This is a genomic window from Microbacterium sp. Beta (assembly GCF_005502545.1).
GTDB classification, from domain to species: Bacteria; Actinomycetota; Actinomycetes; order Actinomycetales; family Microbacteriaceae; genus Microbacterium; species Microbacterium oxydans.
In genome coordinates this window covers 14576-40997 of the sequence record NZ_SCOG01000007.1, presented here as the reverse complement: position 1 = coordinate 40997, position 26422 = coordinate 14576, and the positions used below count along the sequence as shown (strand labels likewise).

At 69.6% G+C, this 26422-nt stretch carries 27 protein-coding genes; 11 read left to right on the top strand and 16 right to left on the bottom strand.

Annotation, left to right across the window (positions count from 1 at the left end):
- Positions 1 to 30: 30 nt before the first annotated feature.
- The 9 genes from FFS56_RS09035 to FFS56_RS08995 form a co-directional block, all read right to left on the bottom strand.
- Positions 31 to 1659, bottom strand: a complete 1629-nt coding sequence (locus FFS56_RS09035; RefSeq protein WP_127012742.1) for an ABC transporter ATP-binding protein — start codon at positions 1657 to 1659, stop codon at positions 31 to 33.
- The gene (locus tag FFS56_RS09030) at positions 1656 to 2795 is read right to left on the bottom strand and encodes a serine hydrolase domain-containing protein (RefSeq protein WP_052748669.1); all 1140 of its coding nucleotides are present in this window, start codon (positions 2793 to 2795) and stop codon (positions 1656 to 1658) included. Before FFS56_RS09030 ends, FFS56_RS09035 begins: the two co-directional genes overlap by 4 nt.
- Entirely contained in the window at positions 2792 to 3991 is a 1200-nt protein-coding gene (locus tag FFS56_RS09025) for an enolase C-terminal domain-like protein (RefSeq protein ID WP_127012743.1), read from the bottom strand. Before FFS56_RS09025 ends, FFS56_RS09030 begins: the two co-directional genes overlap by 4 nt.
- A complete protein-coding gene (locus FFS56_RS09020) occupies positions 3988 to 4521 on the bottom strand; it encodes a GNAT family N-acetyltransferase (RefSeq protein ID WP_127012744.1) in 534 nt (177 codons plus the stop codon). The genes FFS56_RS09025 and FFS56_RS09020 overlap by 4 nt, the downstream gene beginning before the upstream one ends.
- On the bottom strand, positions 4518 to 5708 hold the full coding sequence (locus FFS56_RS09015) for an anhydro-N-acetylmuramic acid kinase (RefSeq protein ID WP_046747456.1): 1191 nt from the start codon (positions 5706 to 5708) through the stop codon (positions 4518 to 4520). Before FFS56_RS09015 ends, FFS56_RS09020 begins: the two co-directional genes overlap by 4 nt.
- Positions 5708 to 6613, bottom strand: coding sequence for an N-acetylmuramic acid 6-phosphate etherase (gene murQ / locus FFS56_RS09010; protein WP_061015761.1), 906 nt, complete (start codon positions 6611 to 6613; stop codon positions 5708 to 5710). Before murQ ends, FFS56_RS09015 begins: the two co-directional genes overlap by 1 nt.
- Positions 6610 to 7497 (bottom strand): ABC transporter permease, encoded by an 888-nt coding sequence (locus FFS56_RS09005; protein WP_046747454.1) that lies wholly within the window; start codon positions 7495 to 7497, stop codon positions 6610 to 6612. Before FFS56_RS09005 ends, murQ begins: the two co-directional genes overlap by 4 nt.
- The gene (locus FFS56_RS09000) at positions 7494 to 8465 is read right to left on the bottom strand and encodes an ABC transporter permease (protein WP_127012745.1); all 972 of its coding nucleotides are present in this window, start codon (positions 8463 to 8465) and stop codon (positions 7494 to 7496) included. The genes FFS56_RS09005 and FFS56_RS09000 overlap by 4 nt, the downstream gene beginning before the upstream one ends.
- Before the next feature lie 66 nt (positions 8466 to 8531).
- The gene (locus FFS56_RS08995) at positions 8532 to 10079 is read right to left on the bottom strand and encodes an ABC transporter substrate-binding protein (RefSeq protein WP_127012746.1); all 1548 of its coding nucleotides are present in this window, start codon (positions 10077 to 10079) and stop codon (positions 8532 to 8534) included.
- Positions 10080 to 10243: 164 nt separating this feature from the next.
- Here FFS56_RS08995 and FFS56_RS08990 point away from each other — a divergent pair, with 164 nt between their 5' ends.
- From FFS56_RS08990 to FFS56_RS08975, 4 genes are all read left to right on the top strand, one after another.
- Positions 10244 to 11146 carry a MurR/RpiR family transcriptional regulator gene (locus FFS56_RS08990; protein WP_046747451.1) on the top strand — a complete coding sequence of 301 codons (903 nt, stop codon included), beginning with the start codon at positions 10244 to 10246 and terminating at the stop codon, positions 11144 to 11146.
- Positions 11143 to 12291 (top strand): MFS transporter, encoded by a 1149-nt coding sequence (locus tag FFS56_RS08985; protein WP_046747450.1) that lies wholly within the window; start codon positions 11143 to 11145, stop codon positions 12289 to 12291. Before FFS56_RS08990 ends, FFS56_RS08985 begins: the two co-directional genes overlap by 4 nt.
- Positions 12292 to 12410: 119 nt before the next feature.
- Positions 12411 to 12803 (top strand): hypothetical protein, encoded by a 393-nt coding sequence (locus tag FFS56_RS08980; protein ID WP_127012747.1) that lies wholly within the window; start codon positions 12411 to 12413, stop codon positions 12801 to 12803.
- Positions 12804 to 12807: 4 nt separating this feature from the next.
- The gene (locus tag FFS56_RS08975) at positions 12808 to 13044 is read left to right on the top strand and encodes a hypothetical protein (protein ID WP_127012748.1); all 237 of its coding nucleotides are present in this window, start codon (positions 12808 to 12810) and stop codon (positions 13042 to 13044) included.
- A gap of 47 nt (positions 13045 to 13091) precedes the next feature.
- On the opposite strand, the gene FFS56_RS08970 is transcribed toward FFS56_RS08975, so the two are convergent.
- Positions 13092 to 13994, bottom strand: a complete 903-nt coding sequence (locus tag FFS56_RS08970) for an ROK family protein (protein WP_046746377.1) — start codon at positions 13992 to 13994, stop codon at positions 13092 to 13094.
- The gene (gene pyrE / locus FFS56_RS08965; protein WP_046746376.1) at positions 13991 to 14593 is read right to left on the bottom strand and encodes an orotate phosphoribosyltransferase; all 603 of its coding nucleotides are present in this window, start codon (positions 14591 to 14593) and stop codon (positions 13991 to 13993) included. Before pyrE ends, FFS56_RS08970 begins: the two co-directional genes overlap by 4 nt.
- A gap of 202 nt (positions 14594 to 14795) precedes the next feature.
- Between pyrE and FFS56_RS08960 the strand changes: the two genes are divergently transcribed.
- The gene (locus FFS56_RS08960; RefSeq protein WP_046746375.1) at positions 14796 to 15656 is read left to right on the top strand and encodes an exodeoxyribonuclease III; all 861 of its coding nucleotides are present in this window, start codon (positions 14796 to 14798) and stop codon (positions 15654 to 15656) included.
- Entirely contained in the window at positions 15656 to 16477 is an 822-nt protein-coding gene (locus FFS56_RS08955; RefSeq protein WP_046746374.1) for an HAD family hydrolase, read from the top strand. Before FFS56_RS08960 ends, FFS56_RS08955 begins: the two co-directional genes overlap by 1 nt.
- Before the next feature lie 72 nt (positions 16478 to 16549).
- Here the strand turns inward: FFS56_RS08955 and FFS56_RS08950 are convergent, their stop codons facing one another.
- The 5 genes from FFS56_RS08950 to FFS56_RS08930 form a co-directional block, all read right to left on the bottom strand.
- A complete protein-coding gene (locus FFS56_RS08950; protein ID WP_046746373.1) occupies positions 16550 to 16975 on the bottom strand; it encodes a hypothetical protein in 426 nt (141 codons plus the stop codon).
- Positions 16976 to 17342: 367 nt separating this feature from the next.
- On the bottom strand, positions 17343 to 18959 hold the full coding sequence (locus FFS56_RS08945; protein WP_046746372.1) for a carboxypeptidase-like regulatory domain-containing protein: 1617 nt from the start codon (positions 18957 to 18959) through the stop codon (positions 17343 to 17345).
- A 161-nt stretch (positions 18960 to 19120) separates the two neighbouring features.
- Positions 19121 to 19774, bottom strand: a complete 654-nt coding sequence (locus FFS56_RS08940; RefSeq protein WP_127012749.1) for a dihydrofolate reductase family protein — start codon at positions 19772 to 19774, stop codon at positions 19121 to 19123.
- A gap of 15 nt (positions 19775 to 19789) precedes the next feature.
- Positions 19790 to 20482, bottom strand: coding sequence for a helix-turn-helix domain-containing protein (locus tag FFS56_RS08935; RefSeq protein ID WP_046746370.1), 693 nt, complete (start codon positions 20480 to 20482; stop codon positions 19790 to 19792).
- A 1-nt stretch (position 20483) separates the two neighbouring features.
- Positions 20484 to 20921: a VOC family protein gene (locus FFS56_RS08930; RefSeq protein WP_171011015.1), complete on the bottom strand. Its 438-nt coding sequence runs from the start codon at positions 20919 to 20921 to the stop codon at positions 20484 to 20486.
- Positions 20922 to 21070: 149 nt separating this feature from the next.
- Here FFS56_RS08930 and FFS56_RS08925 point away from each other — a divergent pair, with 149 nt between their 5' ends.
- From FFS56_RS08925 to FFS56_RS08905, 5 genes are all read left to right on the top strand, one after another.
- A complete protein-coding gene (locus FFS56_RS08925) occupies positions 21071 to 22360 on the top strand; it encodes a sensor histidine kinase (RefSeq protein ID WP_046746368.1) in 1290 nt (429 codons plus the stop codon).
- Positions 22357 to 23046, top strand: coding sequence for a response regulator transcription factor (locus FFS56_RS08920; protein ID WP_127012750.1), 690 nt, complete (start codon positions 22357 to 22359; stop codon positions 23044 to 23046). Before FFS56_RS08925 ends, FFS56_RS08920 begins: the two co-directional genes overlap by 4 nt.
- A gap of 38 nt (positions 23047 to 23084) precedes the next feature.
- Positions 23085 to 24257 (top strand): benzoate/H(+) symporter BenE family transporter, encoded by a 1173-nt coding sequence (locus FFS56_RS08915; RefSeq protein ID WP_127012751.1) that lies wholly within the window; start codon positions 23085 to 23087, stop codon positions 24255 to 24257.
- A gap of 97 nt (positions 24258 to 24354) precedes the next feature.
- Entirely contained in the window at positions 24355 to 25239 is an 885-nt protein-coding gene (locus FFS56_RS08910) for an ATP-binding cassette domain-containing protein (protein WP_127013021.1), read from the top strand.
- Positions 25236 to 26324 (top strand): ABC transporter permease, encoded by a 1089-nt coding sequence (locus FFS56_RS08905; RefSeq protein WP_058631739.1) that lies wholly within the window; start codon positions 25236 to 25238, stop codon positions 26322 to 26324. The genes FFS56_RS08910 and FFS56_RS08905 overlap by 4 nt, the downstream gene beginning before the upstream one ends.
- The last annotated feature ends 98 nt before the right edge of the window (positions 26325 to 26422 follow it).

Sequence of the window (26422 nt, the reverse complement as noted above, 5' to 3'; positions counted from 1 at the left end):
ACGACGGCGGTGGTCGACGACCGAGCGCGATCAGGACGCCAGAGACGCCCCGGGGATCGCGGCGAGAAGCTCTCGCGTGTACGGGTGCTGCGGGGCATCGAAGATGCGCTCGGGGGTGCCGCTCTCGACCACGACACCGCGCTGCATGACGTGCACCTCGTCGGAGATCATGCGCACCACCGCGAGGTCGTGGCTGATGAAGAGATAGCTGAGCCCGAGCCGCTTCTGCAGGTCGGCGAGCAGGTCGAGGATCTGCGCCTGCACCAGCACGTCGAGGGCCGACACCGCCTCGTCCAGCACCACCAGCTCGGGTTCGAGAGCGAGTGCCCGGGCGATCGCCACGCGCTGACGCTGCCCTCCGGAGAGCTCATGCGGCAGTCTTTCGGCCATGGCCGCGGGCAGGGCCACCTGCTCCAGCAGCTCGAGCACGCGCGAGTGCCGGGTGGACGCGGTGCCGATGCGGTGCACGCGCAGGGGCTCGGCGATCGACTGCTCGACCGTGTAACGCGGGTCGAGCGAGGCGTAGGGGTTCTGGAACACGGGCTGCACGCGACGGCGCAGGGCGAACAGCTCTTTGCGCCGGAGCGTGGTCAGGTCGAGCCCGTCGAACAGGATCGACCCCGACGTGGCATCCTCGAGGCCGAGCACCATGTTCGCCGTGGTCGACTTGCCGGATCCCGACTCGCCCACGATCGAGACCGTCGTGCCGCGGCGGATCTCGAAGCTGACCCCGTCGACGGCGGTGAACGTCTCGGGCTCCCCCGGCTTGGGCGCGCGCAGGGCGAACTCCTTGCGGAGGTCGCGGATCTCGACGAACGGTGTACCCGTGGAGGTCTCGCGCTGCGGCAGGGCGTCACGGTGCGAGGCGAGGCTCGGAGCCGCGGCGAGCAACTGCTTGGTGTACTCGTGCTGCGGGGCGCCGAGCACCTGGGCGGAGGTGCCCTCCTCGACCACACGACCGCGGAACATCACCACGATGCGGTCGGCGCGCTCGGCGGCGAGGGCCAGGTCGTGCGTGATCAGGAAGACCGCAGTGCCGAGTTCGTCGGTGAGCGAATCGAGCTGGTCGAGGATGCGGCGCTGCACGGTCACGTCGAGCGCAGAGGTGGGCTCGTCGGCGATCAGCAGGCGCGGCTTGCAGGCCAGGCCCATCGCGATCAGGACACGCTGACGCATGCCGCCGGAGAACTCGTGCGGATACTGGTGCGCGCGCTGCGCGGCATCGGCGATCCCCACCATCTCCAGCAGCTCGACGACCCGTGCCTTGGTGGCGTCGCCGCGCGTGTACCCGTGCACCTCGAGCGCTTCGCCGATCTGCTCGCCCACGCGCATGAGCGGGTTGAGGTTCGACATCGGATCCTGCGGCACGAGCCCGATCCCGGCGCCCCTCAGCGAGATCATCGCGTTCTCGGGCAGATCGGTCAGCTCACGACCGTCGAAGCGGATGCTGCCGGCCGTGATCACGCCGTTCTCCGGCAGCAGACGGTTGACCGCGGCCGCAGTGGTCGACTTGCCCGACCCCGACTCCCCCACGACCGCCACGGTCTCACCTGCGGCGATGTCGATGGTGACGTCGCTGACCGCGGTGACCAGCTCGGAACCGGTCCGGAAGGCGACGGCGAGGCCGCTGATGCTCAGCACGGGCTCGGTGGTGCTCATGGGGTACTCGTTCCTTCAGTGTCGAAAGCGTTGTCAGAAGCGTTGTCAGAAGCGTTGTTGCCGGGATCGGTGCCGCCGGGCAGGAGCGCAGGGAGCGCTGCGCGCCACAGCGTCTCGGTCGGCACGGGTTCGGAGGCGAAGAGTCGGTTGGTCAGCAGCACCGCGGACGTACCGGTCCCCGGCACGATCCCGAGCGCGCATCCGGTGAAGCCGGGATGCCAGAGCATCCGGGTGGGCCGACCGGCGACGGCCACCGTGTCGCTGCGCCACCCCAGTGCCTGGCCGGTGTCGGGGCCGTCTCGGAACAGCTCGGCCACGGCATCCGGCTCCCAGAGCTCCGGGTGCCGTTCGGGTGCGGCGAGCGCGGCACCGAGGGCCAACAGGTCGTCGGCGGTGCTGAAGAACCCCGCATGCCCGGACACGCCACCGAGGGCGTGGAAGCAGTTCCCGTCGTTCACGACACCGCTGATCTCGTCGGTGCGCCAGGCGAAGTCGGTGTCCGCGGTGAGCACGGGGTACGGCACTCCGGTCGCGACCATTCGGCGCTCGGCGGCATCGCCGACAGCGGAGGAGGCGACGGGCTGACCGACGGGACCGTAGCCGGTGCGGGTGAGACCGAGCGGCGCGGTGACGAGTTCCCGCACTGCGGCGTCCAGGGGCTGTCCGGCGATCGCGGCGATGATTCGACCGAGCAGCATGAATCCCAGGTCGGAGTAGTGTCGACCTTCGTCGAGGGCGTATCGGAGCGGGATCGCGTCGATCGCCCTCGCCGGATCCCCGGCATGCGCGCGGTCGAGGTACAGCGGCTGCCACTCCCAGAGACCGGCACGGTGCTGCAGCAGGTGGCGGACGGTCGTCCCGGGCGCGCAGGCGGTGCCGGGGACGAAGCGGTCGACCGGGTCGTCGAAGCCCAGCTCGCCGCCGCTGACCAGCCGGAGGACCGCGGTGGTGGTCGCGGCGACCTTCGACACCGAGGCGATGTCGAAGGCGGTGCCGGTGGTCATAGCGGTCCCGGCGAGGTCGGCCAGACCGCCGGCGGCGACATCCCGCCCGGCGTCCGTGATGACACCCGCGACGACGCCGCGCGGGGCGGAGGGTGCGGCCAGGACCACGGAGACCGCTGCGTCGGCGCTCATGCACTCACCCCTGCTCCCGTGGAGAGGTCGAGGAGGATCTCCGACTCTTCGGCGACGAGACCCGTGATGCCGATGCCGTTCCCCCTGCCGAGGTCGATGCCGAGTTCGATGCCGAGGTCGATGCCGAGATCGAGCTCATCCCGGGTCAGCGCGACTCCGCCGGTCACCGGCGAGCTCTGCAGCCAGAACGCCGCGTCCAGATCGTGCACGACATCCGGGGCGACGGCGGCCGCGAGATGGGCGGCGGCGCTCACTCCGACGTGCGACTCCATCATGCAGCCGATCACGAGGCCGAGTCCGGCCGCACGCGCAGCCTCAGCGGCAGCGAGCGCCTCGGCGAGACCGCCGGTCTTGGCGAGCTTGATGTTCACGAGGTCGGCGGCACCGCGGTCGGAGATCCGACGCACATCGCGCGCCGTACGCACCGACTCGTCGGCCATGATCGGGGTGTCCACCGCGTCGGTCACGGCGGCGAGCGCGTCCAGGTCGTGCGCGGCGACCGGCTGCTCGACCAGCTCGACCCCGAACCCCGCGTCCTCTGCGGCACGGATGATGCGGATCGCCGTCTCGGCGTCCCAGGCCTGGTTCGCGTCGACGCGCAGCGTGATCTCGGGCCCGACCGCGGCGCGGACGGCACGGAGTCCGGCGACGGTGTCGTGCGCGGCGGAGGCCTTGATCTTGAGGCAGCCGAAGCCGGCGATGACGTGCTCCTCGGAAAGCAGCGCCAACGCCGACGGCTCCCCCGCGGACAGGGTCATGTCGGTGCGGATGCGCGACGGTCTTGAGGAGTTGTGCACGGCAGCGGGGCTGCGAGAGAGGTCGGCGACGAGCGACGATCCCCGCTGCCGGGCGGCGAGGTCGGCGACGGCGCACTCGACCGCGCTGCGGGCGGCGACATTGCCCCAGACGGACCGTGCGATGTCGGCTGCGATCCCTGCGTCATCGGCGCGACGGCCGAGGACGACCTCGGAGAGCGGCCCCGCCACGGCAGCGGCCACGCTCGGCGGGCTCTCCCCCGTGACACGCCAGCTCGTGGCGGCCTCCCCGTATCCGTGGCGACCGTCGGCATCCGTGACCTCGACGAGCACGACGTCGAGGTGGTCGGTGCGGCGCACGGCCGTGACGAAGGGGCGCACCAGGGGCGACGAAACCCGGAGCACGCGGAGACCCACCACGGCGTTCGATCCCGCGCTCATGCCCACTCCTTGCGCATACGCTGCTCCGGCTCGCCGAACTCCGGCTGCGTGCGGGTGGCCCCGTCTGCGTGCCAGCCCTTCGACTCGTAGAACCCGATCGAGGGGGCATTGGCCGCGAACACCCAGAGCGTCGCCGCCTCGGCCCCCGCCGCCCGCAGGTCGTCGGACGCGCGCGCCAGCAGTGCGCCGCCGATCCCGCCGCCGTGGGCTCGGGGCGAGACGTACAGCGAGTGCACGGCCCCGTCCACACGGTCGTCGTCTGCGGTGGTGTCATCACCGGTGGTGTCGTCACCGGTGGGGGCGGCGTAGCGGGTGATCCCGACGATCTCGCCCTCGCGTTCGGCCAGCAGCACGACGCCCCGCGGGTCGGCGAGCACCCGACGCCACAGCGCTTCCGCCCGCTCGTCGGTCATCGCATCGATCGCCGCATCCGAGAGCACGCCGCGATAGCTCTCCCGCCAACAGGCGAGGAACACGCCGAGCACCCCGGACAGGTCATCCGGGGTGGCTGGGCGCACCTGGAGACTCACGATGCCGGGGCCTCCGTGAGCACGAGGGAGTCGATCGACGCGACGGGCTCCGGCATCTGCAGCGGGCCGACGCCCGGCGTGATGGCGCCGAGGATCCGGGGCTCGCGCGCTCCCGTGCCGCCGGGGACGATCGCGGGCACGCCGTGCATCGTGGACCAGCCGATCAGCGCCAGGAGGATCGCCTCCTTGCTGTCGGCCGCAGCCCCCAGCTCGTCCGCCAGCACGACCTCGGTCCCGGGGAGCGCGGCGCGCAGCCCCTCGAGGATCAGCGGGTTGCGGCAGCCGCCACCTGACACGGCGAGGAATCCGATCCCGGCAGCTTCCACGTCGCGCGCGACCGTGCGCACCGTGAGCTCTGTGAGGGTGCGCACGACGTCGGCGACCGCGAGCTCGCGGCCCTGCGCTGCCAGGTGCTCGTGCACGTAGCCGAGGTGGAAGTGCTCCTTGCCGGTGCTCTTCGGCGGCGTGAGCGCGTAGTACGGGTCGTCGAGCAGCGCGGCCAGGAGCGCCTCATCGACCTGTCCGGTGCGGGCGATCGCGGCGTCGTCGTCGTAGCCGAGCGGATTGAGGCCGTGCTCCACGATGACCGCGTCGACCAGCGCGTTCGCCGGTCCGATGTCATAGGCGACCAGGCCGTCGGGCCGCACCACGGTCATGTTCGAGATGCCACCCAGGTTCAGCGCCGCCGAGACGCCGGCGCGGCCGCGCAGCAGCAGCTCGTCCAGGAACGACACCAGCGGAGCTCCGTGTCCGCCCGCGGTGATGTCGCGGATACGGATGTCGGACACCACGGGCACGCCGACCTTCTCGGCGATCCAGGCGGGCTGACCGATCTGCAGGGTGCCGAGCGCGTGGGCGCCGTCGACCCAGTGGTACACGGTCTGACCGTGCGAACAGACCGCATCGACGCCGCCGACCTCTGCGGCGATGTCGGCGGCGACCTCGGCGAACGCCTGGCCGATGAGCGTGTCGAGCTCGGCGACCTCGGCAAGGGTGGTCTGCGCCGGCGGCAGTGCCGCGATCAGCCGTGCCCGCAGCTCGGGCGCATAGGGCACGCTCGTCGCCGCGAGCACTCTCCCGCGCAGATCCACGCCGTGGTCGGTGAACCCTCCGCTGGTCGTGAAGTCGACGACGGCGGCATCGATCCCGTCGTGCGAGGTGCCGGAGATCAGTCCGAGGACGCGCATCAGTTCTCCTCCAGTGCGGTGCGCAGCCGACCATCGGCCGCGTCCAGTCGTGCGGTGGCCGCGGCGAGGTCCTCACCGCGGCGGATCATGATCGACGCGAGCTTCACGTCATAGGCCGCGGCCTCGAGGGCGGCGACGGCGGCGGGGCGGTCGACGTCCGCGATGGTCTGCACCATCCGGATCGCCCTCTCGCGCAGCTTGTGGTTGGTGGCCTTCACATCCACCATCAGGTTGCCGTAGGCCTTGCCGTTCCGGACCATCGAGATGGTCGAGAACATGTTGAGCACGAGCTTCTGCGCGGTACCCGACTTGAGACGGGTGGAGCCGGAGAGCACCTCCGGACCGACCTCGACCTCGATGCCGTGTTCGGCGGCGGCACTCAGCGCGGTGTCGACGTTGCACGACAGGCCGATGCTGAGCGCTCCGCGCTCGCGTGCCCGGCGCACTGCCGCGATCACGTACGGCGTGCGTCCGCTGGAGGCGATGCCGATCACGGTGTCGAGCGGACCGATCCCCGCCGCGTCGATGGCCGCAGCTCCCGCCTCCGCGTCGTCTTCCGCACCCTCGACCGGGTTCACGATCGCACCCGGACCGCCGGCCATGATCGCGAACACGAGCTCAGGCGGGGTGCTGAACGTGGGTGGGCACTCGGAGGCATCGAGCACGCCGATGCGTCCGGGAGTTCCTGCGCCGACGTAGACCAGGCGTCCGCCCTGCGCCATGCGGGCGGCCGTCGCCTCGATCGCCGGCACGATCTGCGGCAGAGCGCGTTGCACCGCGGCCGGCACCGTCGCATCCGCCTCGTTCATGGTCTGCGCGAGCTCGGCGACGCTCATCCGGTCGAGCTCCGCGTAACGGGGGTCGCTGGCCTCGGTGGCCAGTGCGCCGAGATCCTCCATGGTCATCGCTTTCCTCTGTTCCGAGGGTCGAGGCTGTCGCGCAGGCCGTCGCCGAGCAGGTTCAGACCGACGACGAGGAGCACGACGATCACGCCCGGCGCGATCATCGTCCACGGGGCGATCGTGACGAGCGTCCGCGCCTCGAAGATCATCGACCCGAGCGAGGGCGCCGGCGGCGGCGTGCCGAGTCCGAGGAAGCTCAGCGAGGCCTCGGTCAGCACAGCCCACGAGAGGGAGAGGGTGACCTGCACGATGATGATCGAGGTGATGTTCGGCAGCACGTGTCGGAACATGGTGGCCATGCGGCTCTGCCCCGTGCTCTTGGCCGCCCTGACGTACTCCACCTCGCGCAGCGACAGCACGGGTCCGCGCGTGACGCGGATGAAGATCGGCACGTAGACGATCGCGATGGCCACGGCGATGGTGAACCAATTGCGGTCGAACACGGACGCCAGCGACAGGGCGAGCAGCAGCGGCGGGAAGGCGAACAGCACGTTGGTGATCGCGGTGATCGCCCCGTCGGAGAACCCGCGGTAGAACCCGGCGATGAGTCCGCAGACCGTGCCGACGACGGTCGCGAACGCCACGGCGACCACGGAGATGAGCGCCGAGTTGGCGACGCCGGCTGCGACGCGCGAGAACACGTCACGGCCGAACTGGTCGGTGCCGAACCAATGCACGGCGGACGGCGGCTGCAGACGGGACGGCGGATCCTGCGCGAGCGGATCGAACGGCAGCAGGCCGAACGCCGAGACGAGGCTCAGCACCGCGAGCAGCACGACGATGATGAGGCCGGCGAGACCGCTGCGGCTGCGCAGCAGGAGACGCACGCGCTCCATGGTGCGCCCGCCGCCGGGCGCGATGGTCGGAGTCTGAGAGATGTCGGTCATGCGGCACGCACCCGAGGATCGATGACCCGGTAGAGCAGGTCGGTGAGCAGGTTGACGATGACGAAGGCGAGGGCGATCACGAGCACGGTGCTCTGCACGAGCGCGTACTCCTTCTGCTGGATGCCCAGCAGCACCTGGCGTCCGATGCCGGGGAGCGAGAAGATCTGCTCCACCACGACCGCACCTCCGAGGAGGTAGCCGAACTGCAGACCGGTCATCGTGACGATCGGCACCAGGGCATTGCCGAGCACATGGCGCACCTGCAGTCGACGTGGGGGCACGCCCTTCGCCCTGGCGGTGCGGATGAAGTCGTTGGAGCGGATCTCGAGCACCGCGGTGCGGGTCGTGCGCATGATCGGCGCGGCGATGCCGAAGCCGAGCACGATCGAGGGCAGCAGCATCTGCTGCAGGTTCAGCAGCGGGTCCTCGAAGAGCGTCGCGTACGCCTGCCCGTTGGGGTTGAATCCGAACGACTGGGCGAGGATGGCGAGCAACGCGGTGCCGAGCAGGAACGCGGGGATCGAGAGACCGGCGAGACCCACCACCTGTCCGACGCCGTCGCGGAACGAGTCGGGCTTCGAGGCGGAGAGCATGCCGAGCGGGATGCCGATGGCCAGCGCGATCACGATCGAGATGATCGCGAGCTCGAACGTCACGGGCAGGGCTGCGGCCGTGAGGTCGAGGACGCTCGTCTGTGCCCGGGAGGAGAATCCGAGGTTGCCCGTGAAGATGTTGCCGAGCCAGGAGAAGAACTGCACGATGAGCGGCTGGTCGAGGCCGTAGTACGACTCGAGGGCGGCGCGCTGCGAGGGCGTGAGCGCGGCTGCCTCGGTGCCGAGGCCGGAGCTGATCTGGTCGCCGGGGATGGCGCGCAGCATCAGGAAGACGAAGATGGCGACGCCGAGGAGCGTGCCGAGGGCTGCGAGGATGCGTCGCAGCACGCTGTTGCGGAGGAGCTGTCTGAACATGCGCGTGTGTGGGTGCCTGTCGTCGGGGAAGGAGGGGGCGCGGGGCGGCCGCGCCCCCTCGATCCGCTACTTGATGGAGGTGGTCCGCAGGTACTGCAGCGAGCCGTTCACCATCGGGACGAAGCCGTCGACGGTCGACGCGGTCGCCGTGTAGGTGTAGCTCGTGAACAGCCAGATCCACGCCGCGTTGTCCTCGAGGTTCTCGGAGACCTGCGCGTAGATGTCCTTGCGCTTGTCGGGGTCGGCCGTCTGGCGTCCCTCCGCGAACAGCGCGTCGAGCTCGGGCGAGGAGTAGCCGGCGACCTTGTTCAGGTTTCCGGTGCTGGTGAAGTAGCGGCCGTACATGCCATCGGGGTCGGGACGACCGCCGTTGAGGGCGACCGCGGCATCGAAGTCGGCCGCGATCCAGCGGTCGACGAACGCACCGGACTCGAGCACCTCGAGGTCGAGGGTGATGTCGGCGTCGGCCAACTGCGCCTTCAGGTTCTGCGCCTCGTTCACCGAGGTGGCGTACTCGCCCTGGGAGACGATCGTCTTGATGGTGACGCCGTCCTCCTTGCCCGCCTTCTTCAGGTACTCGGCGGCCTTGTCGAGGTCGCGCTCCGGGCAGGGGCGTGCATCGGGGTCGGACTTGTATGCGGGAGAGGTGATGGGGCCGGTGACCTCGCCCTCGCCGAGGGCTGCGGTGTCGAGCACCTCCTGGCGGTCGATCGCGCACTGGATGGCGAGGCGGACGTTCACGTCGGCGAGGTCGCCGCGCTGCGCGTTCAGCTGCAGGGCGTGGTAGCTCAGCTGCGGGGTCGTGGCGACCTCGACGTTGGCGCCCTCCGCGGTCTGTGCGACGAGCGGGTCGTCGAACACGGCCAGCTGCACATTGCCGGACTGCATCGCCGAGACGATCGACGACTCGTCGGGGATCACGCGGAACTCGACGGTGTCGAGCAGTGCGGCGTCACCCCAATAGTCGTCGTTCTTGGCGAGCGTGAGCGACTGGCTGGCCTTGCGGTCATCCAGGATGAAGGGCCCGGTGCCGTTGGGCGTGGTGTTCAGACCCTCCTCGGTGTCGTCCGAGGACAGCATCGCCATGTTGATCACGGCGAGGTTGGCGGGCAGGGCGGCGTCCGGAGCGCTGAGCGTGAGGGTGACGGTGTTCTCGTCCGTGGCCTCGACCGCGGTGACGGAGGCGAGAGAGCTGCGCGCGACGGCAGCCGTGGCCTCGGCCGCGATCGCGTCGAGCGAGTACTTCACGTCTTCCGAACCGAACGTGCTGCCGTCGGCGAACGTGACGCCCTCGCGCAGGTGGAAGGTCAGGGTGAGGCCGCCTTCGGAGACGTCCCACGACTCGGCGAGGCCGGGGACCACGTTCAGGTCCTCGTCGAACTCGGTCAGCGTGCCGTAGAGGTTCTGCAGCACGTTGACGGCCTGGAACTGGGTGGCTTTCCAGGGGAACAGGGTGTCGGGGTCGCTGGTGACGCCGATGACGAGGTCGCCTCCGGCAGCGCCTTCTGAGGGCTTCGGGTCGGATGCGGGTGCGGAGCACCCGGTGATGACGAGGGCGAAGGCGAGGCCCGTCGCCGTGAGAGCGCCGAGTGACGCCCAGCGTGCTGTGCTCATTGCTGGATCCTCCTGAGTGTGACGGCCGCCGTGGCGTCGGGTCAGGCGCTGTTGCCTGCCGCCCCGTGAACGTCGTCGGTCTTGGTTGGTACCAAAAGTACACGAACGTCACTACTGATGTAACAGAAGTTCCTCTACTGTTATGAACAGTGATCGGAGACCCCATGCCTCATGAAGCCGCCCGCGACGAAGCCGGCGCACACCCCGTGCTCGTCCGCATGCGGGCGATCCGCCCCGAGCTGCGTCCGAGCGAGCAGCGCATCGCCGATCTCTTCCTCTCCGACCCCGGGGGAACCGCGGGCCTCTCGGTCGCCGAGCTCGCCCAGCGCTGCGACACGTCCACCACCTCGGTCGTCCGGTTCTGCAAGCGCCTCGGCTACGAGCACGTGCGGGAACTCCGCAATCACGTGCTGCGCGACGTCGAGCGCGAGACCTTCGACACGGCCGCGCTGCCCGCCGTCTCCGGAGACATCGATCGCAACGACACCCTGACCGACATCGTCGCGAAGGTCTCTCTCGCCGAGACCCTCTCCCTCGCCGACACCGCCAAGGTGCTCGACACCGAATCGCTGCGCGCATCCGTCGACGCCATCACCTCGTCGACCAGGGTCGACATCTTCGGTGTCGGCGCCAGCTCCATCGTGGGGCTCGACCTGCAGCGCAAGCTCACGCGCATCGGGCGCACCGCTCTGGAGTGGTCTGACCCGCATGCCGCCTGGACCTCGGCGGCGACACTCGGGCCGGGCAACGTCGCGATCGCGGTCTCCCACACCGGCGCCACGACCGACACCATCGAGTTCCTGCTGCTGGCCCGTCAGGCGGGAGCGACCACCATCGCGATCACCAACCACGCCGGCGCTCCGCTGGCCGATCAGGCCGACATCGTGCTCACGACCGCCGCGCGCGAGACCGGCTTCCGCTCCGGAGCTCTCGGCAGCCGGATCGCCCAGCTGATGGTGGTCGACTGCATCTTCATCGGTGTCGCCCAGTCGAACTACGACCGCTCGATGGAGGCGCTGCGCGACACCTTCGCCGCCGTGCACCGCGTGCGGACGAGCGGGGCGTGATCGACGACGCCCGACGCGCACGGGCCGGGCTGTTCACCGCCTTCGCGGGACTCGGCGTCACGGCCGCCTTCCTGCCGGCGATCCTGCCTTCCGCCGAACGGGCGATGGCGGCCGACCTCAGCGTCGCGGTGCCCGCACTGTTCGCCGGGCTCCTCGTCGGAGTGCTGGTGTCCGGGCCGTTGCTGATGCACCGGCCGCCGCGCAGCGCTCTGATGTTCGGCAGCGCGCTCCAGGCCGCTGCCATCGTCGTGGTGGCTCTGGCCGGCACGCCCGCCGTGTTCACCGCCGCTGCCGTCGTCGCGGGGCTGGGATTCGGACTGGTGGAGGCCTCGGGATCCGTGGCGGCGAAGTCCGTGGCCGTCGGCAGCGCGACGGGTCTGCTCAGCGCCCTCCTCGGCACGGTCGCCGTGAGCGCGGCCGTCACGCCACTGCTTGTCGCCGCCGGATCCGACATCCGGCCGGTGCTCGGAGTGCTGGCACTCGTACCCCTCCTGACCGTCGTGATGCTCGCAGGGCCGGCGACCGCCTTCACGCGCTCCGAGAAGCCGACCCATCGCGATGCGCGTGGCCTGCTCGCGCTGCTCCCGTTCGCGGTGGCGCTGCCGCTCTACGTCGGCGTGGAGACCGTACTCTCGGGGTGGTCGGCCGTGATCCCGGCACGGACGCTCGCGCTCGACCCCGGTGTGGCGGCCCTGGGGACCTCGGCGTTCTGGGCGCTCATGGCGATCGGGCGCTTCGGTGCCGCGACCCTGCGCCGACTCGCGGTGTCGCCGGTGGGGATCCTGGTCGCCGCAACGAGCACCGCTGCGGTGCTGATGGCCGTCACCGGGATGCTGGTGGAGTCCGCCCCCGGGGGCGCGCTCGTCGCGCTGGCTGTGGTGGTCGTGCTGCTGGCCCCCAGCTACGGGCTCATCCTCGGCCTCGCGCTCGACCGCCTCGATCCCGCTCGCAGCGCCGCCGTAACCGGTGCTCTCGTCGCATGCGGCGCCGTCGGCGGCACGTTCGTGCCGACGGTGATCCTCCTGATCGGACGCGACCCCGCGTCGAGCGCGACGTTCTTCGTGTCGGCGGTGCTGTGCGCGCTGGTGCCGGTGCTGATGCTCGTCGCCGGCCGGGCGCCGCGGAAGACGCCTGCGGCGCACTGACCTCTTCTCCACATCGCGCAACCTCCGCGACCTCTTCACAGATGCTGGAATACCGGCGCGCACACCGGGATGAGCGGCGTAACGTCGTCGATGTACCCGGCCGAGTAAGGAGAGCACGCGTGTCCACGGAGATCCTCGCGACCATCATGAGCGCCGTCGGCGTCGTGGTGACGCTCGGCACGAGCATGTTCGTCGGCGCCGCCTGGATGGTCCGCCGCATCGACGCCGTCGACGAGAAGCTCAGCACCCGCATCGACGCCGTCGACGAGAGACTCGGCACCCGGATCGACGGGGTCGAGGAGAAGCTCAGCACCCGCATCGACGCCGTCGACGAGAAGCTCAGCACCCGCATCGACGCCGTCGACGAGAAGCTCAGCACCCGCATCGACGCCGTCGACGAGAAGCTCAGCACCCGCATCGACGCCGTTGCCGCCGACGTCACCGATCTCAAGATCTCCGTGGCCCGCCTCGAAGGGCCACCCCGGCACCTGCTCACCGCGGGACGAGGATGAGACAGTGAGCACGGAGACCGTCACCATCGTCCTCAGCGCGATCGGCGCCGTGCTCACCCTCGGTACGAGCCTGTTCGCCGCGGGCGCCTGGATGGTCCGCCGCATCGACGACCGTATCGACGCCGTCGAGGAGAAGCTCAGCACCCGCATCGACGCCGTCGCCGCCGACGTCACCGATCTCAAGATCTCCGTGGCCCGCCTCGAAGGGCCACCCCGGCACCTGCTCAGCGCCCACCGCTGAGCTGAGCAGCGCAGTCGGAGGGAGCTACCGCAGCACGAGGGCGGCGGCTACCGCAGCACGAGCGCGGCGGCGCCGATGAGCGGCCCCTCGTCGCCCAGCCCAGAGCGCACGACTCGGGCGCGCCGCGAGTATTCGTGCGCCGCGCTGGCAGTGAGCGCTGTCTGCACGAGGTCGATGTAGTCCTCGGACACCCGCGAGAATCCGCCGCCGATCGCGACGACGTCGAGGTCGACGAGGGTCGCGGCATCCGCCAACGCACCGCCTACTTCGCGGGCGGAGCGCTCGATCGCCGCACGAGCGACAGTGTCTCCGGCGGCTGCGTCACGGGCCAGATCCTCCCCGGTGGCACCGCTCCAGCCCTGCGTCTGCGCCCAGGCGGCGCTCGCCGGCCCGGAGGCGATCTCCTCCAGGGTCAGACCACCCTCGCGACGCACCTGACCCAGGTGGCCGGCGTTGCCGGTGGCCCCGGGGATATAGGCGCCGTTCGCGACGAACCCGCCGCCGACACCTGTCGAGACGACGATCGACAGCGAGGCGCCGGCGCCCTGCGTGGCCCCGAGCCAGGATTCGGCGAGGGCGAGCGCACCGCCGTCGTGACCGAGCAGAGTGCGCACGTCGCGCCCCAGCACCGTGGACGCCGCCGCGCGCACCGAGTCCTCGAGACGGAACCCGCGTGCCAGGGGCATGTTCACGGGCATGATCGCCCCGACCGTGCGGTCGATCGGTCCGGCGCTGCCGACGCCGGCCCCGACGAGTTCGGCGTCCGCGGGTAGAGCCGCCAGCGCGTGCTCGACGATCGCGACCACCGACGCATCGAGTGAATCGAGAGTGGCTTCGCGACCCGTCGCCTGTCGACTCCGGCTTCCCTCGACGAGCCGGCCGTCTTCGCCGACGAGCGCGGCTTCCATCTTCGTTCCGCCGACGTCGACGGCCAGGGCGTAGCGCGTCACTGCGGGTCGAGTCCGAGGTCGTCGAGGTCGAAGGCGGCACGCCACTCGAGACCCTCGGCTTCGATCGCGGCCTGCGCCCCGGTCTTGCGGTCGACGATCACGGCAACGGCAACGATCTCTGCGCCTTCCTTGCGCAGGGCCTCTACGGCCTTGAGCGCCGACTGCCCCGTGGTCGAGGTGTCTTCGAGCACGACGACACGCTTGCCCTTGACGTCGGCGCCTTCGATCTGGCGGCCGCGCCCATGGTCCTTGGGCTCCTTGCGCACGACGAACGCGTCGAGCGGGGTGTCGGTTGCGACCGAAGCGTGCAGCACCGAGTTCGCGATCGGATCGGCACCGAGCGTGAGGCCACCGACGGCCACGACGTCGAGGTCGCCGATCAGGTCGAGCATGATGCGACCGATCGCGGGAGCGGCGCGGTGGTCCAGCGTGAGCTTTCGCATGTCGACGTAGTACGTCGCCTTCTTGCCGCTGGAAAGGGTGAAGTCGCCGTGGAACACCGCCTCGTCCTTGATGAGGTCGAGGAGCGTCTGGCGGTCTGCGTCGAGTGCGGTCACGGCATCCAGTGTAGGAGCCTGGGGCGCACTGCGCGGATGCATGAGGTTTGACCGCATGCATGAACGTCCGGCCATGCGGCTCATGCATCCGTTCGGTGGCCATGCAGGTGGTGGCCATGCAGGTGGTGGTCATGCAAGGTGGTGGTCATGCAAGGTGGCCGTCATGCAGGTGGCCGCCACACAGGTCGCGGGCGACGGACCCAGTGCAGGCTCGGGTGTCGGATCCCGCAACTAGGCTTGACGCATGCGCTTGGCCACCTGGAACGTCAACTCCATCCGCACCCGCGTCACCCGCACCGTCGAGTTCGCCGTCCGCGAGGACATCGACGTGCTGGCGATGCAGGAGATCAAATGCAAGCCGGAGCAGTTCCCCTACGGACCGTTCGAGGAGGCCGGGTACCACGTCGAGGTGCACGGGCTGAACCAGTGGAACGGCGTGGCGATCGCGAGCCGCCTCCCGGTCACCGACGTGCGCACCTCGTTCGACGGCATGCCGGGCTTCGCGAAGGGGCATGAGGGGCCGGATGCGCCGCTCGAAGCACGTGCGCTCGGCGTGATGGTCGACGGCGTGCGGGTGTGGAGCCTGTACGTGCCGAACGGCCGCTCGCTGGAAGACCCGCACTACCTCTACAAGCTGCACTGGCTCGAGCAGCTGAAGAGATCGACGGCAGCCGAGCTGTCGGCGAACCCCGATCTGCCCCTCGCCCTGGTGGGCGACTTCAACATCATCCCGTTCGACGTCGACAACGGCGACCCCGACATCGTGGTCGGCCGTTCGACCCACGTGTCCCCGCAGGAGCGCGACGCGTTCTTCGCGTTCCAGGATGCCGGGGTCACCGACGTGGTACGCCCCCTGATCCCGGAGGGCTTCACCTACTGGGACTACCAGCGCCTGAAGTTCCCGCGCAACGAGGGTGTGCGCATCGACTTCGTGCTCGGTTCGCGCACGCTGGCCGAGGCCGTGCAGGGCGCGTCCATCCACCGCGACGAGCGCAAGGGCGAGCAGCCCAGCGACCATGTCCCGGTGGTCGTCGACCTCGACAGCCGTCGTCTCGGGACGGGCGGCGCCGATGACGACGACGACATGCCGATGATCTTCTCCTGATGGCCGATCACGTGCGCGTGCGGCTGATCGCCACCGATCTCGACGGCACCCTGCTCGATTCGTCGTCGGCCGTCACTCCGCGCACCCGCGCCGCGCTCGACGCCGCCCGAGCCCGCGGGATCCACGTGGTCCCGGTCACTGCGCGCCAGCCGATCGGCCTGCGTGCCATCGCTGCGGATGCGGGGTTCGACAAGTGGGCGCTGTGCAGCAACGGCGCCTATGCCGTGCGCCTCGACGACGGGCGGATGCTGTTCGCCGAGGAGCTGCCACCCCAGACGATCCGCGCGCTCGCCGAAGCTCTGCGCGCGAGCATCCCCGGCCTGCTGTTCGCGAGTGTGCGCGATGCCGGAGAGACGTTCGTGGCCCAGGACGGCTACGCCGCGATCGCCGCCCTCTCCGACCACAAGCGCGACCCCGCCACGATGGGCGGTGTCCCACTGGAGCAGGTGCTGTCCGCGCCGAGCCTGAAGTTCGTGATCCGCCACCCCGAGCTCGCCCCCGCCGCCCTGTTCGACACCCTGCGCTCGCTCGGACTCACCGGCTTCGAGGCGACACTGTCGGGCGCCCCGTTCGTCGAGGTCATGGCGGAGGGCGTCTCCAAGGCCACCGGCCTCGCACGACTCTGCGAGCATCTCGACATCGACCGCGCCGCCGTGGCGGCCTTCGGCGATGCGCTCAACGATGTCGAGATGCTCCGCTGGGCAGGGCACGGCGTCGCGATGGCAGGCGCCGAACCCCTGGTGCAGGATGCGGCCGACGAGACGACAGCCTCGAACGACGAGGACGGTGTGGCGCAGGTGATCGAGCGGCTACTCGGCTGACGAGCATTGCCCCGCAGGTCGTCAGTGCGGGTGCCTTCGACTCATATGCCAACGGAGCCGGCGAAACGCGAGTCAGGTCGTGTCGCGCCGGGAACAGGGCTCGGAAGATACATCGCCTTCCGGTGTCAGCCACTCACCGGGAGCGAGGCCGCCTTCCGGGATCCTGAAGAGCGCAGACGTAACCTGTCCCAGCGCTTCGTTCATGTCCAGGAAATAGCGCACGCCGGGTTCAAGGGTCGGCTTCAGGCTGACACTGTCGACAAGACCCGGATTGTCGCCGCCGACCAGGAGGATCTCGCGGGATGCGACCGAGAGGTCTCCGGACGCATCCCAGATGTGCTGGCGTCCTTGAACACCGGGAAGGTCAGGTCGTTCCTCCACATAGACCTCGGTGATCGTTCGAGCCTCGCATACCGCGACCAAGAGGTTCTCACCGTCAGTGCCCAACTCGTACGGCCCGTGCTGATATGCGGTCTCACATCCCGCGAGAACGAGCACTGCTCCTGCCACGGAGGCTAGCGCAATCACACGATGTGAGCGCGTTCGCATCAGCCGCATCGCTCGTACCCTCCTCCTGGAAGCGCCGATCTCTCGATCGGGTTGAGGCATCCAGCCCTCCCCCATGATCGCAGGCTGAACATGAGCGGCAGGTCCCGGAAGCAACGCGCTGCAGCAAGGGTGCTCTTGAATGCCCCTTCGAAGTCTTCTCAGCTCAGGAACGCATCCGCGCCAGTGAAGATTCCGAAGCCGATGAAGAGGATACCCACCACGAGCATCCTCATCGGGCTCGTCTCGGGTGGCGTCAGATCGTCGGCCAGTGGCGCTCCCTACATCCGCTCGATACCACGGTGGAAGACCCGTTTCATCACTCTCTCGTCGATGATTGAGATGGCACGGACGACGCGTTCCTGAGCCGTCGACCTCGTCTCAGCATGAGCAGCAGCCCGACCGCCGCGAGGCCGAGTGCCATCGTCACGGTCGAGACCGGAGCTTCTCCGCCCGTGTCGGCCAGCCCTGCACCTGGCGTTACCGCACCGCCTGCAGGATCGGCCGCCGCCATGATGATCAGGGGTCCGCTGGCGAACTTCGACGTTCCGAGCCGGGCGAGGATGTAGTGCTCGCCGACGACGGCGTCGAGGGGGATCCGGAAGGCTCCCGTGAAGCTGCCGTCGGCGTCCGCGGTCAGAGTACCCAACCTCAGTTGCTCGGGCTCCACGAAGAACTCCAGCAGCGTCCCCGGGACGAAGTTAATGCCCGAGATCTGGAGCAGCTCACCGGCGCGCACGCTGGTGGGCGAGAGCGTGATCGTCGGGACGCGCCCCGTCCCGCACTCCACGGTCAACGTCACATCGAGGTCGGTGAGATTCCCGCCAGCTCCGAGTTCGAAGGGCGTCGCGTTCTCCAGCGTGTGCGCGCCCCCCACGAACTGAGTGCAGAATCCCTCCGCTTCGACTCCGATGCGGTAGGTGCCGGCGGGAAGCGGTCCCCCGCTCTGAGGCACAGAAGGATCGACACCGCCGAAGATGTAAGCGCCTGCCGCTGTCGTCGTCGCGATCGGGTACCAGCCGGACCCGCCCAAGAGGTAGGCCGTGACCTGCGCCCCGCCCGCGGGGAGCGCGCCGCCGTCGCTCTCCACGGTCCCCTGGATGTTGCCTCCGCGCGCGAGGTCGAAGTTCACACCGATGCGGTCGGCGTCCGCAGTGAGCTCTACCGGAGCGGCGACTCCCGGCGTCGTCGCCGTCGGGTAGTACTGGGGGGCGAAGACGAGACCGGCAGCCGCTCCCGAAGCGCGCACGGTGTACACCCCCGAGGGAAGGTCGAGCCGGTAAGCGCCGTCCGCAGCAGTCGTGGCCGTGCCCGCCACCTGGCCGTCGGCAAATGCCTCGACGACCAGCCCCGCAGCGGGGGCGCCGTCCGCGCGCACTGTGCCGGTGATCGCCGTCACCGCGGCGGGTGCCGCCGCGATGGCGACCACCTGACCCGCGGTCGCCGTGACGTCGACGGGATCGACCGACCCGACGTCGCCTTCACCGTCGACGGTCACCGTACCCGCGGCGGACTCGTCGACGCGGAGCGAGGCATCGATGTCGTCGATCATCTCCCCGCCGACGGCGACGATGCGCTGTGCGCCGCTCCAGTCGGCGGCATCCTTCCAGAACTCCGAGACGAGGTCGGGGGCAGCGGAAGCAGGTGCGAAGCGAACGACGTACTCGCCCGCGGGAAGGTCGCCGACGGTATAGTCTCCGTTCGCGTCCGTGATCGCGTCGTACGTAGACCCACCCTCGCTGTCGGAGATGTCGACGCTGACGCCTTCGACGGGAAGCCCGCTGTCTTCGCGGGTGACGCTCCCGGTGATCGTCGTCGTGGCGATGACGTCGGCCGGGGCTGAAGCGGCTGCGCCCCCGACGACCAGCACCGCCGCGAGAGCGCCCGCGCTCAGTCCTCGCAGCCGCGCCCGGCGGACGGCATGACGTGACTTCATCGGTGATTCCCCTCACGATGGGATTCGAATCGCGCGAGCGGCTCTGCCCTCGCGACCCCGTGCGGGGAGTGGGCCCCGCACCGTGCGCCCGACGATATCCCACGAGCCGCCGGGAGGGAACACTCTGGGAACACTCGAGTGTCGGCGTTACCTGTCCGTGATCACCCGAAAGTGCCGACCTCCGGCACCCGATCGGTCCGTGCGTAGCGCAGCAGTGTCACTCCGGCGTCGTCGGTGATCGGCGGCTCGAGTAGACGCAGCACGCTCGGCGACGCACCATCGTCGAACACCTTCTTGCCCGCGCCGAGCAGCAGCGGATACACCCAGAGGTTCAGCTCGTCGAAGAGACCCTCAGTGAGCAGCGTGTGCACGAAATCGATGCTGCCGATCACATGCACTTCGCGATGGGCCGCCCGTATCGCCGCGATCTCCGCGGCGAGGTCGACACCGACGCGCGTGCTGCCCTCCCAGTCGAGCGCGAGATCCGCATCCCGGGTCGCGACGTACTTCGGCACGCGGTTGAAGAGCGTGCCGATGTCGCCGGACTCGCCCTCGGTGTGATGCGGCCAGTACGAGGCGAAGATGTCGTACGTGCGCCGACCGAGCAACAGCGCATCGAGACCGCGCATGCCCTTCTCGATCTCGGGTCCGACGCCGGAGGAGGGGTATCCGGCCTGCCACCCGCTGAACCGGAATCCGCCCGACGTGTCCTCATCGGTGCCGCCGGGACCCTGGGCGACTCCGTCGAGAGAGGTGAAGAGATCGATCAGGATGCGACCGGGTGTCTGTTGTTCATCCGGGTGTCTGTTGTTCATCAGCATATTGGTCGTTCATGTCGTGCTCCCTACTGTCAATCGTTGGATGTGGAAGGTGTCTGCGAAAGACTCCAGCAGCGCTTCATCGCCGCGGATCACAGCGACGAGGTCCTGTGCCAGCGCTTCCGCCGGGGTGACCTCGCCGCCGATCAACCGACGGATGCCGGGGCCGGCAACGATCACCGCATCCGGTTCTCCTTCGGGGATGCGCCCGCCGACGGGAGGTGCCGGAGGGGCGAGCTGCGCGACGCGGAGCTCGCCGTCGCGCACCGATGCACGGAGGGCGACATCGCCGACGTGCAGTTCGTACTCCGCGTCCAGCGCGCTCTCGGCGACGAACGCCGTGCGCAGCGCCATCGTGAGGGAATCGGCCGTGACGACGTCGCCCTCGTCCGGGTCTCCCATCGCCTGGAAGCCCCAGCGTCCGAGGGCGAGCATGATCGGTTCGAAGGAGCGCCCGTACGGGGTGAGCTCGTACACGAGTCCGCAGTTCAACAGCGGCACACGTCGCACGACCCCACCCTCCTGCAGCTCTTTCAGTCGCGTGGACAGGATGTTGGTGGGGATGCGCGGCAGACCCTGCTTGAGGTCGGTGTACCGACGCGGTCCGACGAGCAGATCACGGACGATGAGCAGCGCCCACCGCTCCCCGATCAGCTCGACGGCCGTCGTCACACCGCAGTACTGGCCGTAGCTGCGCGCCGCCATGTCAGGCCGACGTGGCGGTGTCGGCCACGTGATCCGGGCCGTTCTCGATGGCTTCGGGCGTCATGTAGAGGAAGCCGAGCGAGTTGCCGTCGGGGTCGTCGAGGTCACGCGAGTACATGAAGCCGTAGTCCTGTACGGGCTTCGGCTCGGCGCCACCGGCCGCCAGACCCTTCGCGAGGATCGCATCGACCTCCTCGCGGGAGTCCTGGCTGAACGCCACCGAGACCTGGACGACCTCGTTCGGGTCGGCGATGGGCTTGTCGGTGAAGGTCGAGAAGAACTCGCGCTTGAGGATCATGAAGTAGATGTCCTCGCTCCACACGACGCACGCCGCATTCTCGTCGGTGAACTGGGGGCTGATCTCGCAGCCGAGCGCGGTGTAGAAGGCCTTCGCGCGCTCGAGGTCGGTGGTGGGCAGGTTGACGAACACCTTGGTCATGATGGCTCCTCCGGAGGTGTGAGCTCATCGGTCGGTGAGCCCGTTGAGGTAGAGCTTGTTAAAAACAATCACGCTTGTCAATAGCAAGTTCGAGTCGATCCCCCACACGGGGGATGCGGCGCCGCCACGGCCCGCCCTACGGTGGAGGGATGTCCGCCGCCCCGTTCATCCGCACGCCGACCGAGCGCGAACGGCGCAGCGATCTCGTGCTCGCCACCGTGCTGTTCGTCGGTGCCGTGCTGAGCGCAGCGCTCTCCTCGATCGCGGAGATGTACGGCGACGAACAGGCGCCGCTGTGGACCGCCCTCGTGTACGCGGCGGTCGTCACCGCTCCCCTGGCCGTGCGCCGGCGCTGGCCAGGCACCGTCGCCGTCATCGTGGTGGCCACCTACTTCACCGCGGTGACGATCCGCATCCCCGAGATCTACGTCGGCAACATCGCCATGTTCATCGCGATCTACACGGTCGGCGCCTGGATGAACAACCGCCGGCGTGCGCTCATCGTGCGCGTCGGGATCATCGTCAGCATGTTCGTGTGGCTGCTGATCACCATGTACCGCGACGCGATCCGCGAGGCGGACAAGGCGGATGTGATCGCCGGAGCCATGTCGCCCTACGTGGCCTTCATGCTCATCCAACTGCTGCTGAACGGGCTCTACTTCGGCGGCGCCTACTACTTCGGCGAGCGCTCGTGGGCAGCGGCGGCACAGCTGGCCGTGCTCGAGCAGCGGACCGCCGAGCTCGAGCGCGAACGCGAGGTCACCGCGGCCCAGGCCGTCGCGCTCGACCGGGTGCGCATCGCCAGAGAGCTGCACGATGTCGTCGCCCATCACGTGTCCGTCATGGGCGTGCAGGCCGGGGCCGCGCGCCTGGTGCTGGAGCGGGATCCGGCGGAGGCCTCTCGCATCCTCACGGGCATCGAGGGGTCGGCGCGCGACGCCATCCACGAGCTGCGCCAACTGCTGGAGACTCTGCGCGCACCGGGCGGAGAGACCTCGGACGCCGCCTCGACCCTGAACCTCGACGACGTCGCCGAACTGGTCGAGGCCTCGACCGAAGCGGGGCTTCCGACCGCGTACACGGTCATCGGAGACCCGACACCCGTCCCGTCTCTCGTCGCCGTGAACCTATACCGCATCACCCAGGAGTCGCTCACGAATGCTCGCCGTCATGCGGGACCCGATGCGACCGCCGACGTCCGAGTGCGCTACGACGGCGACGGCGTCGAGGTCGAGATCGTGAACACGGGGCGCCCCGTCTCGCAGCTGCGTCCTGGACTCGGACAGCTGGGGATGCGGGAGCGTGCCGCGGCCTCCGGCGGCACGCTCGAGGTGACGCCGCGTCCCTTCGGAGGACTGCGCGTGCGCGCCCGTGTGCCCCTTCCCGTCGCCTCGGTCACACGCGAATCCGTCGCACACGAAGCGAGCGTGCGCCGATGACCGGATCGATCCGCGTGCTGCTCGTCGACGACCATGCGCTGCTGCGCGCGGGCTTCCGCACGATCCTCGACACGCAGCCCGACATCGAGGTGGTCGGCGAGGCATCCACCGGGGCAGAGGCCGTTGAGCAGGCATCCGCCCTCCGCCCGGACGTCATCATGATGGACGTGCAGATGCCCGATATGGACGGCATCGAGGCGACGAGACGCATCGTGGCCGACCCCGCGACCGAAGCGGCGATCGCGATCGTCACCACCTTCGATCGCGATGACTACCTGTACCAGGCGCTCGATGCCGGAGCTGGCGGCTTCCTGCTCAAGAACGCCGGTGCGGAAGACCTCATCGCCGCCGTCAGGGCGCTCGCCGCCGGGGACGGCATGCTCGCGCCCGAGGTGACCCGCCGCGTGCTCGCCCGCTTCACCGCGACACCTGCTCCGACGGTCTCGCCCACGGCGCCGACCGGGGGCGGCGGTGTGTCGAACGTCGTCATCGCCGAGCCCCTCACCGAGCGCGAGGCCGAGGTGCTGACCCTGCTCGCGGATGCCAGGAGCAACGCCGAGATCGGGCAGGCGCTGTTCATCGGGGAAGCCACCGTGAAGACGCACGTCTCGCGCATCCTGCAGAAGCTGGGGGCACGCGACCGTGTGCAGGCGGTGGTGCTCGCGCATCGCATGGGCCTCGCCTAGGACGGCGTCGGCCCCGACTCCGCGGTAGCCTCGGAGCCATGCCCGACGCCGCACCCCTGTCCCGCCCGATCCTGGCGGGAGTGGTGACGGCACTCGTCGGGTTCACGAGTTCGTTCGCGGTGGTGCTGACCGGACTCGACGCCGTCGGGGCGGACGCGGCGCAGGCGGCCAGCGGGCTGCTCGCGGTCAGCCTCATGATGGGTCTCGCATGCGTCGTGCTCGCATGGCGGTATCGGATGCCGATCACCGTCGCCTGGTCCACGCCGGGGGCCGCCCTCCTCGTGTCCACGGGCACGGTCGAAGGCGGTTGGTCTGCCGCGGTCGGTGCGTTCCTGGTCACCGCCGCGCTCATCCTGCTCACCGCGCTCTGGCCCGCACTCGGCGCCCTGATCGCTCGCATCCCTCCGTCCATCGCGCAGGCGATGCTGGCCGGAGTGCTGCTGCCCCTGTGCCTCGCCCCGATCACCGGCCTGGTGGCGAACCCCTGGGGCGTGGTGCCCGTCGTGCTCACCTGGCTGGTGTTCGCGCGGCTCGCCCCGCGCTGGGCCGTGCCGCTCGCGTTCGCCGCTACGGCCGTGGTGGTCGCGGTGTCCCTGATCGGCGATGGTGCTTCGTTCGATCCGCGTCTGCTGCTGCCGCGCCTCGAGTTCACCGCTCCCACGTTCACGGTGGGCGCCCTCGTGGGTCTCGCGCTGCCGTTGTTCATCGTGACGATGGCGTCTCAGAACGTCCCTGGCGTCGCGATCATGCGCAGCTTCGGATACGAGGTGCCGTGGCGCCCGGCCATGCTCGTCACCGGGGTCGGCACGGCGCTCGGTGCGACGGCGGGCGGGCACGCCATCAACCTCGCCGCGATCAGCGCCGCGCTCGCCGCCTCGCCGGACGCCGACCCCGACCCGAAACGGCGGTGGGTCGCCGGGGTCTCGACCGGAGTGTCCTACCTCGTGCTCGCCGTGTTCTCGGCGGCCTTCGCCGCGCTCGTGGTGCTGGCACCTGCCGCCGTCATCCCCGCGGTCGCGGGCCTCGCGCTGTTCGCCGCGTTCGGATCGTCCGTGCAGCAGGCCATCGACGACCCGGGTGAGCGCATCCCCGCCGTGGTGACGTTCCTCGTGGCCGCGTCAGGAATCGCCGTGCTCGGAGTCAGCGCCGCATTCTGGGCCCTCGTCGCCGGCCTCCTCGTGCGCACGGTGCTGCACACCGCGCGCCGCTGACCGCCCTCCTCCCCCGCTCGGGTGATCCTGCGGAGTCCGCCATGCGGGGGATGTCGGGAGCAGGTGCGCTCCGTAGCGTGAGGGTATGACCACAGGAATGCTCGAACTCTCCGGCATCACCAAGAGCTACGGCTCTCGGCGCGTGCTCGATGATGTGTCCTTCACGGTCGCCCCCGGGCGGCTCACGGGCTTCGTCGGCGGCAACGGCGCCGGCAAGACCACCACCATGCGGATCGTGCTGGGACTGCTGTCGTCGGACGGCGGTCGCGTCGATCTGGATGGCGCCCCGTTGACGACTGCCGACCGGCGCCGCTTCGGCTACATGCCGGAGGAGCGCGGCCTCTACCCGAAGATGAAGGTGCTCGAGCAGATCGTCTACCTCGCACGCCTGCACGGCTTCGGCAAGCAGGAGGCCATGGAGCGGGCGACCTCGCTGCTCACGGAACTCGGGCTCGGCGAGCGGCTGAACGACACCATCGAATCGCTCTCGCTCGGCAACCAGCAGCGCGCGCAGGTCGCCGCCTCGCTCGTGCACGACCCCGAGGTGCTCATCCTCGACGAGCCGTTCTCCGGCCTGGATCCCCTCGCCGTCGACGTGGTCGCGGGTGTCCTGCAGTCCAGCGCGGCCAAGGGGGCGTCGATCCTGTTCTCCTCCCACCAGCTCGACGTGGTGGAGCGGCTGTGCGACGACCTGGTCATCCTCGCCGGTGGCACGATCCGCGCGGCGGGCTCGCGCGACGCACTCCGCGCCGAGCACGCGCGCGACCGGTACGAGCTGGTCTCGGCCGGAGACGCCGGGTGGCTGCGCACCGAGCCCGGTGTCACGGTGGTCGACTTCGAGGGCGGCTACGCCCTGTTCGACGCGGACGGCCCGGAGACGGCCCAGCGCGTGCTGCAGTCCGCCGTACAGCGTGGCGATGTCGCCAGCTTCGCCCCCAAGCATCCGTCCCTCGCCCAGATCTTCAAGGAGGTCATCCAGTGAGCACCCCCTCCCCCGTTCGCAGCTCGAACGGCATCTGGCTCGTCGCCGAGCGCGAGATCGGATCGAAGCTGCGCAGCAAGGCCTTCCTGATCTCCACCGGCATCCTGCTGGTCCTCGCCCTCGCCGGCATCCTGTTCGGCGGGTTCGCGAGCAAGAACACCGAGACCACGCCGATCGCCGTGACCGCGGAGACCGCCTCCGCCGTCTCCGCCATCCCGAACGTCGAGGTCACCACGGTCGCCGACCGGGCCGCAGCCGAACAGCTCGTGCGCGATGACAAGGTCGATGCCGCGGTGATCGAAGGCGACGGACCGTCGGGATACACGATCATCGCGATGCAGGATCCCCCGGGCGAGATCGTCTCAGCCCTGTCGATCGCTCCCGAGATCGTCAGCCTCGAGCCCGCGACCACGAACCCGCTGCTGCGGTACTTCATCGCGATCGCGTTCGGCCTCGTCTTCATGATGGCTGCGGCGACGTTCGGCGGCACGATCGCACAGAGCGTCGTGGAGGAGAAGCAGACCCGCGTGGTCGAGGTGCTGCTCTCGGCGATCCCGGCCCGCACACTGCTCGCGGGCAAGGTGATCGGCAACACCGTGCTCGCGATGGGGCAGATCCTCGCCCTGGCGGCGGTCGCCACCATCGGTCTGATCGTCACCGGTCAACGGGAGGTGCTCACGACGCTGGGGGCGCCCATCATCTGGTTCGCGATCTTCTTCCTGTTCGGCTTCATCCTGCTGGCGGCGATGTTCGCGGCCGCGGCGTCGATGGTCTCTCGCCAGGAGGACATCGGGTCCACCACGACACCGATCACGATGCTCATCATGGCGCCGTACATCCTGGTCATCGTCTTCAACGACAACCCGCTGGTGCTCACGATCATGTCGTACGTGCCGTTCTCCGCCCCGGTCGGCATGCCGATGCGCCTGTTCGTGGGAGAGGCGCAGTGGTGGGAGCCGCTGCTGAGCCTCGTGATCCTGCTCGCCAGCTGCGTGGCCGCGATCGTCATCGGCGCGAAGATCTACGAGAACTCGCTCCTGCGCATGGGCTCCCGCGTCAAGCTCCGCGAGGCGCTGCGGGGTTAGCCCCCCTCCCTTGCCGCCGAGACCCATCCCGCACGCCGAAACCCACCGTCGCAGACGTCAGCGACGGTGGGTTTCGTTGTGGCCGATGGGTCTCGGCG